8 protein-coding genes are annotated in these 8,532 nt (G+C 68.3%); 6 read left to right on the forward strand and 2 right to left on the reverse strand.

The annotated features are described in order from the left end of the window. Positions 1-30: 30 nt before the first annotated feature. Positions 31-1,419: an aldehyde dehydrogenase family protein gene (locus KBZ13_RS02685; protein WP_255005745.1), complete on the forward strand. Its 1,389-nt coding sequence runs from the start codon at positions 31-33 to the stop codon at positions 1,417-1,419. A gap of 91 nt (positions 1,420-1,510) precedes the next feature. Continuing rightward, positions 1,511-2,902: a LysM peptidoglycan-binding domain-containing protein gene (locus KBZ13_RS02690; RefSeq protein ID WP_255005748.1), complete on the forward strand. Its 1,392-nt coding sequence runs from the start codon at positions 1,511-1,513 to the stop codon at positions 2,900-2,902. A gap of 6 nt (positions 2,903-2,908) precedes the next feature. On the opposite strand, the gene KBZ13_RS02695 is transcribed toward KBZ13_RS02690, so the two are convergent. Next, on the reverse strand, positions 2,909-4,423 hold the full coding sequence (locus KBZ13_RS02695) for a RecQ family ATP-dependent DNA helicase (RefSeq protein WP_409995593.1): 1,515 nt from the start codon (positions 4,421-4,423) through the stop codon (positions 2,909-2,911). A 94-nt stretch (positions 4,424-4,517) separates the two neighbouring features. Further along, positions 4,518-5,543 (reverse strand): hypothetical protein, encoded by a 1,026-nt coding sequence (locus KBZ13_RS02700; RefSeq protein ID WP_255005749.1) that lies wholly within the window; start codon positions 5,541-5,543, stop codon positions 4,518-4,520. Positions 5,544-5,701: 158 nt separating this feature from the next. On the opposite strand from KBZ13_RS02700, the gene KBZ13_RS02705 reads away from it, so the two are divergent. From KBZ13_RS02705 to mtnC, 4 genes are all read left to right on the forward strand, one after another. Next, the gene (locus KBZ13_RS02705) at positions 5,702-5,911 is read left to right on the forward strand and encodes a photosystem I reaction center subunit IV (protein WP_255005751.1); all 210 of its coding nucleotides are present in this window, start codon (positions 5,702-5,704) and stop codon (positions 5,909-5,911) included. Between the two features lie 107 nt (positions 5,912-6,018). Beyond that, positions 6,019-6,864: a DNA-formamidopyrimidine glycosylase gene (locus KBZ13_RS02710; protein ID WP_255005752.1), complete on the forward strand. Its 846-nt coding sequence runs from the start codon at positions 6,019-6,021 to the stop codon at positions 6,862-6,864. Positions 6,865-6,907: 43 nt separating this feature from the next. Beyond that, the gene (gene mtnB, locus KBZ13_RS02715; protein ID WP_255005756.1) at positions 6,908-7,576 is read left to right on the forward strand and encodes a methylthioribulose 1-phosphate dehydratase; all 669 of its coding nucleotides are present in this window, start codon (positions 6,908-6,910) and stop codon (positions 7,574-7,576) included. A 20-nt stretch (positions 7,577-7,596) separates the two neighbouring features. Further along, positions 7,597-8,313, forward strand: a complete 717-nt coding sequence (gene mtnC, locus KBZ13_RS02720) for an acireductone synthase (protein WP_255005765.1) — start codon at positions 7,597-7,599, stop codon at positions 8,311-8,313. The last annotated feature ends 219 nt before the right edge of the window (positions 8,314-8,532 follow it).

Genomic DNA, 8,532 nt, shown 5'->3' on the forward strand with positions numbered 1-8,532 from the left:
TCAGGCTGGGGCGATCCAGTGCCCGCGACCATGACCATCTCTCTGCCCCAGCGCCTGCCCCTGGCCAACCTGCGGGGCCTCGTGCAGGGCGGCCACACCCGCCCCCGGGCCTGGCGCCTGAGCCAGCTGGAGCGGTTGGAGCAGCTGATCGATCAGCACGAGGGCGCGATCCTTGCGGCCCTGGCGGCCGATCTGGGCAAGCCGCCGCTGGAGGCCTACTTCGAAGTGGTCGCGGTACGCAGCGAACTCAAGCTCGCCCAGCGCCAGCTAGGTCGCTGGATGGCCCCCCGCAGGGCGCCGTTGCCCCTGTCGCAGCGGCCGGGGCGGGCCGAGGTGGTCCTGGAGCCGTTGGGCTGCGTGCTGATCATCGGCCCCTGGAACTACCCCTTCTCACTCACGCTGCAGCCGCTGGTGAGCGCCCTGGCGGCCGGCAACACCGCGGTGCTCAAACCCTCGGAGCAGGCAGCTCACACCTCCGCCCTGATCGCCGAGCTGGTGGGGCTCCATTTCGATCCATCCGTGGTGCGGGTGGTGGAGGGGGACGGCAGCGTGGCCGCCGCCCTGCTGCAGGAGCCCTTCGATCACATTTTCTTCACCGGGGGCGAACGGGTGGGCCGGCTTGTGATGGCCGCAGCCGCGGAGCACCTTGTGCCGGTCACGCTCGAATTGGGGGGAAGGAGCCCGGCGATCGTGCTGGCCGATGCCGATCTGCCCACCACGGCGCGGCGGTTGGTGTGGGGCAAGGGGCTGAATGCGGGGCAAACCTGCATCGCGCCCAACCACCTGCTCGTGGAGGAGAGCGTGAGGTCCGCCCTGGTGGAGAAGCTGAAGGAAGAAATCCAGCGCAGCTATGGCGACGACCCGCTCGCTTCCCCCGACCTGGCCCGGATCGTGAACCGGGCCCAGTATTCGCGCCTCTCAGGCCTGCTGGAAGCGGCCAGAGGCCGTGGCCAGGTGCTGGCGGGGGGCCAGTGTGATCCCTCCGGTCTGCGGATCGCCCCCACCGTGCTGGCGGTGGATGACCCGGCCGATCCACTGCTGCAGGACGAACTGTTTGGTCCACTGCTGCCGGTGCTGAGCGTGGGCGGTCTGCAGGAGGCGATCGAGCACATCCGGCGTCAGCCCAAGCCCCTGGCGCTCTACCTGTTCAGCCAGAGCGCGGCAGCCCAGCAGGCGGTGCTGCAGGGCACCAGCTCCGGTGGGGTCTGTTTCAACGATGTGGTGATGCAGGTGGGCGTGCCCGATCTGCCCTTCGGCGGGGTGGGGAACAGCGGCATGGGCAGTTACCACGGCCTGGCCGGCTTCGAGACCTTCTCCCACCGGCGCAGCGTGCTGCGGCGGCCCTTCTGGCTGGATCTGCGCTTTCGTTATGCCCCCTACGGCGAGCGCCTGGGCCTGGTGAAGCGGCTGCTGGGCTGAGCGCGGCCCATCGCTGGCCTGGGCCCCGTGCCCACGGCCCCCTGGCGCCACGGGCGGAGGTCCTTATGGTTCCTCCAGCTGATCGATCTCCATGCGCCGAGCGCTTGCTGCCCTGGCCCTTGCCCTGTTCCTGCCCTGGCCTGCCCTGGCTGGGAGCTACACGGTCAAGCCCGGTGAGACCCTCTCCGAGCTCGCCGAGCGCTACGGCGTCACGGTGGAGCGCCTGCTCAAGCTCAACGGCCTCAAGGACGCCAACAGCCTGCAGGCGGGCAGCAAGCTGGTGGTCCCCGGCGGTGGCGGAACCAGCCTGGCCCGGCCGGGCCGTGGCGGGGGCGGTGGTTACACCGTCAAGCCGGGGGACACCCTCTCGGAGCTCGCTGAGCGCTTCGGCATTTCGGTGGAACGGCTGAAGCAGCTCAATGGCCTCCAATCAGCCAACGACCTCCAGGCCGGCAGCCAACTGGTGGTGCCAGGAGCGGCCGGCGCTGGCCGATCCAACCGAGCCAAGGCCGCCCCTGGCGGGAGCGGCACCTACACCGTTCAACCCGGTGACACCCTTTCGGCCTTGGCCGATCGTTACGGCGTCTCCGTGGACCGTCTGATCCAGCTCAACAACCTCAAATCAGCCAACGACCTCCAGGCCGGCAGCCAACTGGTGGTGCCTGGGGCGGCCAAAACGGCCGCGGCCAAGGCCAGAAGCAAGCCCGTGGCGGTGGCCAAGGGGGCGAAGGAGCACGAAGTGCAGCCCGGTGAAACCCTGTCTCACATCGCAGAGGCCTATGGCGTGTCGATCGATCGCCTGATTGCCTTGAACAACATCAAGGAGCCGAACTCCATCCCCGCCGGCAGCCGCTTGAAGCTGCCCGGCGGCAGTGCCGCAGCCAGCAAGGCGGCCACCAGGCCGGCCCCTGTGGCGGCGAAGCCCAGCCCGGCGGAGAAGCAACCCACCCCCAAGCCGACTCCAGCGGTGGCCACGACCAAGCCCGCCACCACCGTTAAACCAGCACCGGCCCCAGCCCCCCGGCCCAGGCCCACCCCCGAGGCGGCGGTCGAGACAGCCAGTGCGGAAGCTCCCAAGCCGTCGCCCACGGCCCGGCCCAAGCCCAGCGTCGAACCGGCGACCGCCGCCCCAGTGGCCGCCTCCAGCCGACCCACCGCCAGCCGACCGGTCGTCGCCAGCCGGCCCAATCCCACGGCGGCCAGCGCAGCCGCCAAACCCGGCGCCGTGGCCAAGGCCAGCACTCCCGACTGGCGCACCTACGGCCCCCTGCAGGTGGACTGGGCCAACTGGCAGCCCATGGGCGGCAGCTACGTGGCCCCCAGCCTCAACAGCAACGGGCAACCTCTCTACCTGGCGATCAACTGCACCGCCCGCAAGCTGAACGCCACCGGACAGTCCGGCGCCTGGAAAACCTGGGATGCCCCCCAGACCGAATTCGAGTCGCAGCTGGTGAAGGACCTCTGCAGGGCCAAGGGGCTCTGACCCCCCTCAGGCCGCCCAGCGAAGGGGCCAGGGCTGGAGCAGATAGCGCCGGCCAGCCGGCCGCAGCCAGAGGCGCTGGGCACCGTCGTCACTCTCGCTGATCAGGTCCTCCTGGATCAGGCGCCGGGCCAGCCAGCGCCAACGCTCCTCAGGGGAGTCCCCCTCACCGGCCAGGGTCTCCCCCAGGCCCCGTTGGCCCACGCCGTCCCGCTGCTCCAGCTGCCCCAGCAACCGGCCCACCTGCTCGCTCCAGTCCTGGCGTTGGCGTTGGGGCCGGGCGCTGCAGGCATCGCAGCGGCCGCAGGGGGGCACCAACTCCCCCACCGCCAGCAACAGGGCCTGCTCACGGCACTCCTCCCCCTCAGCCACCGCCTCCATGCGCCGCAGCTGCCGTTGGGCCAGCTCGAGCCGCACCTGCTCCTGCTGGCGGGCCTCGGGGCTGAGCTGGTGGCCCGCCGCCCGCATGGCCCAGCCCAGGCTGGCGCGATCCTCCGGATCGAACAGCACCAGGCAGCGGGCCGGGAGCCCATCACGCCCGGCCCGGCCCGATTCCTGCAGATACCCCTCCGGACTCGCCGGGAGGTCCAGGTGCAGCACCAGCCCCACATCGGAGCGGTCCACCCCCATGCCGAAGGCCACCGTGGCCACCAGCACGGGCGCCGGGTGCTCCTGGAAGTGGGTCAGGGCCAGGCGCCGGCTTTCCGGATCCATGCCCGCGTGGTATGGGCTCGCCTCGATGCCGGCGGCGGTGAGCAGGGAGGCCCAGCGCCCCACCGAGCGGCGCGTGCGCGCATAGATCAACACCGCCCCCCGGGCGGCGATCACCGCCTCGATCACCAGCTCAAGGGGATCGGTGGGGCGCCGCGCCATGCCATAGGCCAGGTTGGGGCGGCGGGCGGAGCGCACCTGGATCAGGGGGCGTCGCAGCTCGAGCAAGCGGATGATGTCGGCGCGCACGCGCGGGGCCGCCGTGGCGCTGAGGGCCACCAGAGGCACCCCCGGGCAGAGGCGGCGCAGCTGCCCCAGCCGGCGGTAATCGGGCCGAAAATCATGGCCCCAGGCGCTGATGCAGTGGGCTTCATCCACCGCCAGGGCCACCAGCTGCCCCTGCTCCAGCACCTCCTCCAGCAGCTGACGGGTGGCCTCCCCCTGGAGCCGCTCCGGGGCCAGATACAGCAAGCGCAGCCTGCGCTCCCGCAGGCGTGTGATCAGCTGACGACGGGCCGGCAGATCGAGGCCGCCATGCAGACAGGCCGCCGCGATGCCCATCCGCTGCAGGTGGCGCACCTGGTCGTCCATCAGGGCCACCAGGGGGGAGATCACCAGCACCAACCCTTCCCGCACCAGGGCCGGGAGCTGATAACAGAGCGACTTGCCGGCTCCTGTGGGCAGCACCGCCAGGCAGTCGCGCCCCTGCAGGAGGGCCTCCACCACCGGCCGCTGGCCAGGCCGGAAGTCCTCCCAGCCGAAATGGGCCTGGAGCGCCGTCAGCAGGGGATCGCTCGAGGGAGGATCGGTCAAAGACGGATCCGCACGCATTGCGCCCGATGGCACCTCCACCCCACCCCTGGCGATGCCCGAACCTAACCGGCACCAGATCTGGGGGAGAGGGGGTTCAGGTGAGGGGCGGCGCCTCCAGCTGGTCGGGCGACTCCTCCACCAGCTGCAGCCGCACCCGCTTGCCGCCGGCCAGCTCCCCGAGGGACACCCGCAGGGTGGCGCCGCTGAGACTCCCCAAGGCCTGGAGCAGCTCCCGCAGGTGGGGCGTGCTGCTGCCACTCTCCAACCACAGACGCTCCTGCAGGCCGCCCAGCCGCCGCCAGCTGGTGTGGAGCTTGAGCACGGCGCTCTCCAACTGCTGGGCCTGGCCCACCGCATCCGCCAGCAACCCCAAGGCATCGAGGCGCTGGGCCTCCTGCATCGCCTTCTCCAGGTCCAGTTCCCCCTGCTGGAAGGCCCGCACCGCCAGCCCCGCCTCGGCCGCCTTGCTCAGCCAGCGGGCGGTGTTGGTCACATCCTTGACCCGCGACAACTCCGGCTCATCCCGCAGCACCCGCCTCAGGTCGTCCTGTTGGGCCTCCGGCAATTTGGACAGTTCCCGCACCAGGGGCGCGACGACCCGCGGGGGCAGCAGGTTCTCCTGGGTGCGCTGGCGGATCTCCTCCGGCAGCAGCGGACTGGTGGCCGCGGTGAACTCATCGGTGAGCCGGCGCACCTGCTTGCGGGTGATCTGCTGCCCTTCATTGGCTGCCTCGCTGATCATCAGCTGCACCTCGGGGTCCGCCTGGGCCGTCTCCACGAAGGCTCGCTTGGAAAAATTGTTGACGCAGGCCTCCTCCAGGGGGCCATCCCCCACCAGGCTGTCGGCGGAATCGGCCAGCTGGATGAGCCCATAGGCACGGGTCTTGCTGATCTCCTGCTCCCTGAGCCACTGCAGAAAGCCTGTGCCCCGGCCCTCACCGCCCCGCTTCTCCCGGTCACGCACGGCCCGCAGGATCCGGCCGCGCCAGATCTCGGTCTGCAGGTCGAAGCGATCGCACACGGCCCAGGCCTCCTCCAGCCGGGCCAGGAACTCCATGGTGCTGATGTCGTCCCGCTCCGGATCAGGCAGATCCAGGGTCAGGGAGGGGGCTTCCAGCACAGACGAAGTTCAGCGGAGGCGATCGTGCCACGGGGGCCCGGGCCGATGGCACACAAACGGGCGATCCATGGGCAGCGACATTTCGTGACGGCCCCGCAACCTTGACCAAAAAGGAGGGGTATGGTCCCTTCGACAGCAACATCCTCCTCAACGCAGCGATGGCGATCTCCCGCGGCGACAAGGTGCGCATCCAGCGTCCTGAGTCCTACTGGTTCAACGAAGTCGGCACCGTCGCTTCGATCGACACCTCCGGCATCCGCTACCCCGTGGTGGTGCGCTTTGAGAAGGTGAACTACAGCGGCTACAGCGGCTCAGAGGGCGGCATCAACACCAACAACTTCGCCGAAAGCGAGCTGGTGAAGGCCTGAGCCCAAAGGCTCGAACGGCCCGCCTGCAACGCTCCATTCGATGTCTTGATCCCTGATCCGCCCACCGGATCAGGGATTTCTTCATGCTGTGCGAAAGGGGAGTTTCCTTGCCCGAATTGCCCGAAGTCGAAACCGTGCGCCGGGGGCTTGAGCGCCAGCTGAAAGGCTTCCGCATCGATCGCTTGGAGGTGCTCAGGGAGCGGGCGATCGCCGCCCCCAAAGACCCGGGCGCCTTTCGCGCCGCCCTGGAGGGGTGCCGGGTGGGGGCCTGGAGCCGCCGGGGCAAGTACCTGCTGGCGGAGTTGCACCGAGGCGAGGCCAATGCGGGCACCTGGGGGGTGCACCTTCGCATGACCGGCCAGTTCCTCTGGATCGAGACGCCGCGGGAGCCATGCCGGCATACCCGCGTGCGCCTCTGGAACGACCGGGGCGAGGAGCTGCGCTTCGTGGACCTGCGCAGCTTCGGCGAAATGTGGTGGGTGCCCCCCGGCTCAGCGACGGACACCGTGATCACCGGCCTGAGGCGGCTGGGGCCTGAACCCTTCGGGCCGGACTTCAATGGCTCCTATCTGCAGAAGCGGCTGGCGGGCAGCAAACGCTCGATCAAGGCGGCCCTGCTGGATCAGAGCCTGGTGGCCGGTGTGGGAAACATCTACGCCGATGAGTCCCTGTTCGCCGCCGGCATCGCACCGGCCACGGCGGCCGGACGGGTGGGCCCCCGCCGTTTGGAGCGGCTGCAACGGGCCCTGGTGGAGATCCTCGAGACCAGCATCGGGGCCGGCGGCACCACCTTCAGCGACTTCCGCGACCTCTCCGGAACCAACGGCAGCTATGGGGGGCAGGCCTGGGTCTACCGGCGCACGGGCGAGCCCTGCCGCCGTTGCGGCACCCCCATTGCGCGGGAGCGGCTGGCGGGACGCAGCAGCCACTGGTGTCCCAGCTGCCAGCACTGAGCCGAGGCCCGTGGGCTAGAAGGGAGTTCAGTGCCCATCTGCCGTGACGGCCGACCTCGCCGAAGACCTGAGCTCCACCATCGCGGCCCTCCACCGGCGGGGCTGGTGCGATGGCACCGGCGGCAACTTCAGCTGTGTGCTGCAGCGTGAACCGCTGCAGCTGTTGATGGCCCCCAGTGGTGTCGACAAGGGAACCGTCGCCCCTGAGGCGTTGATCGTGGTGGATGGCGACGGACAGGTGCTACGCGGCCATGGACGCGCCAGCGCCGAGACCCTCCTCCATCTGGAGATCGTGCGGCGCTCGGGCGCTGGGGCCGTGCTGCACACCCATTCCCAGGCCGCCACACTGTTGTCGCGCCGGGCCCTGGCAACTGATCGCCACAGCCCTGGAGCCTCCGGCGCCGATGGGTCTGTGGTGCTCGAGCAATTGGAGATGCTCAAGGGGCTCAAAGGAATACACAGCCATGACACGCGAGTGCGGCTGCCCGTGCTCGCCAACGACCAGGACCTGAGGCGGCTGAGTGTTCGGGCCGCTCCCCTGCTGGCCGATGCGCCCCAGGGGCTGTTGATCGCTGGCCATGGGCTGTACGCCTGGGGAGATGCGCTGTTCAGCGCCCGACGCCACTTGGAAATCCTGGAATTCCTGCTGGAGCAACACTGGAGGCAACTGTTACTGGATGGGCTCAATCGCCTGCCCAATCCCAGCCATTGACGACGACCCAGGATCTCTCCATGGCCCCCATCACCCATCTGTTGCTTGATATCGAGGGAACCACCTGTCCGGTGAGCTTTGTGGCAGAAACACTCTTCCCCTATGCCCGAAACCATCTGGCGGAGTATCTGGAGCGCCACCGTCACGAAGAGCCCGTCCGAGGCCTCCTCGATGAGGCGGAACAGGCCAGAGCCATCGACCCGGAAGCAAGGGCGATCGGAGTTGATCTGGACTCCCATGCCCAGCTGGTGGCCTATCTGGGATGGCTCATCGATCAAGACCGCAAGCTCCCACCACTGAAGCAATTGCAAGGGCTGATCTGGGAGTGCGGCTATGAAAACGGCGAACTGCTGGCGCCTCTCTACAGCGATGTGCCCCCGGCCCTGAGGGCATGGGCCATGGCTGGAGTCAACCTGGCGGTCTACTCATCGGGGTCCGTGACCGCCCAACAATTGCTCTATGGACACACAACAGAGGGGGACCTGAGGGATCTGTTCGGCCACTGGTTCGACACGCGCACGGGCCCTAAACAGGCAATGGATAGCTACAAACTTATCGCCGCTGAAATGGAAGTTGATCCCAATCAAACCCTGTTCATCAGTGATTCCATTGCTGAACTGGAAGCGGCCCAATCAGCCGGCATGAAGGCACTTTTCAGTGACCGCCCAGGGAACCCAGCACGGGACAATGAAGGCTTCGCCAGGATCACTCACTTTGATCAAATTGTCATTAATTAAGTGAACCGAACGGGACGCCTGGGAATACTCCAGCCATAACATAAACAGCGCCACCCGATCAGATCTCTCAATGGGTGCTCGCGTACGAGGCACAGAATCTCCAGACACAAGAAAGCCACCCCTTCGGGTGGCCTTCTCTCCATCTCACTCGCGCCACTCACTCCTCTCGGATGATCGGCAGCTTGAGCTGATGGTATTGGATGAAAGTTTTACCTGGCA

Source organism: Cyanobium sp. ATX 6F1 (assembly GCF_024346315.1).
Classification (GTDB): domain Bacteria; phylum Cyanobacteriota; class Cyanobacteriia; order PCC-6307; family Cyanobiaceae; genus ATX-6F1.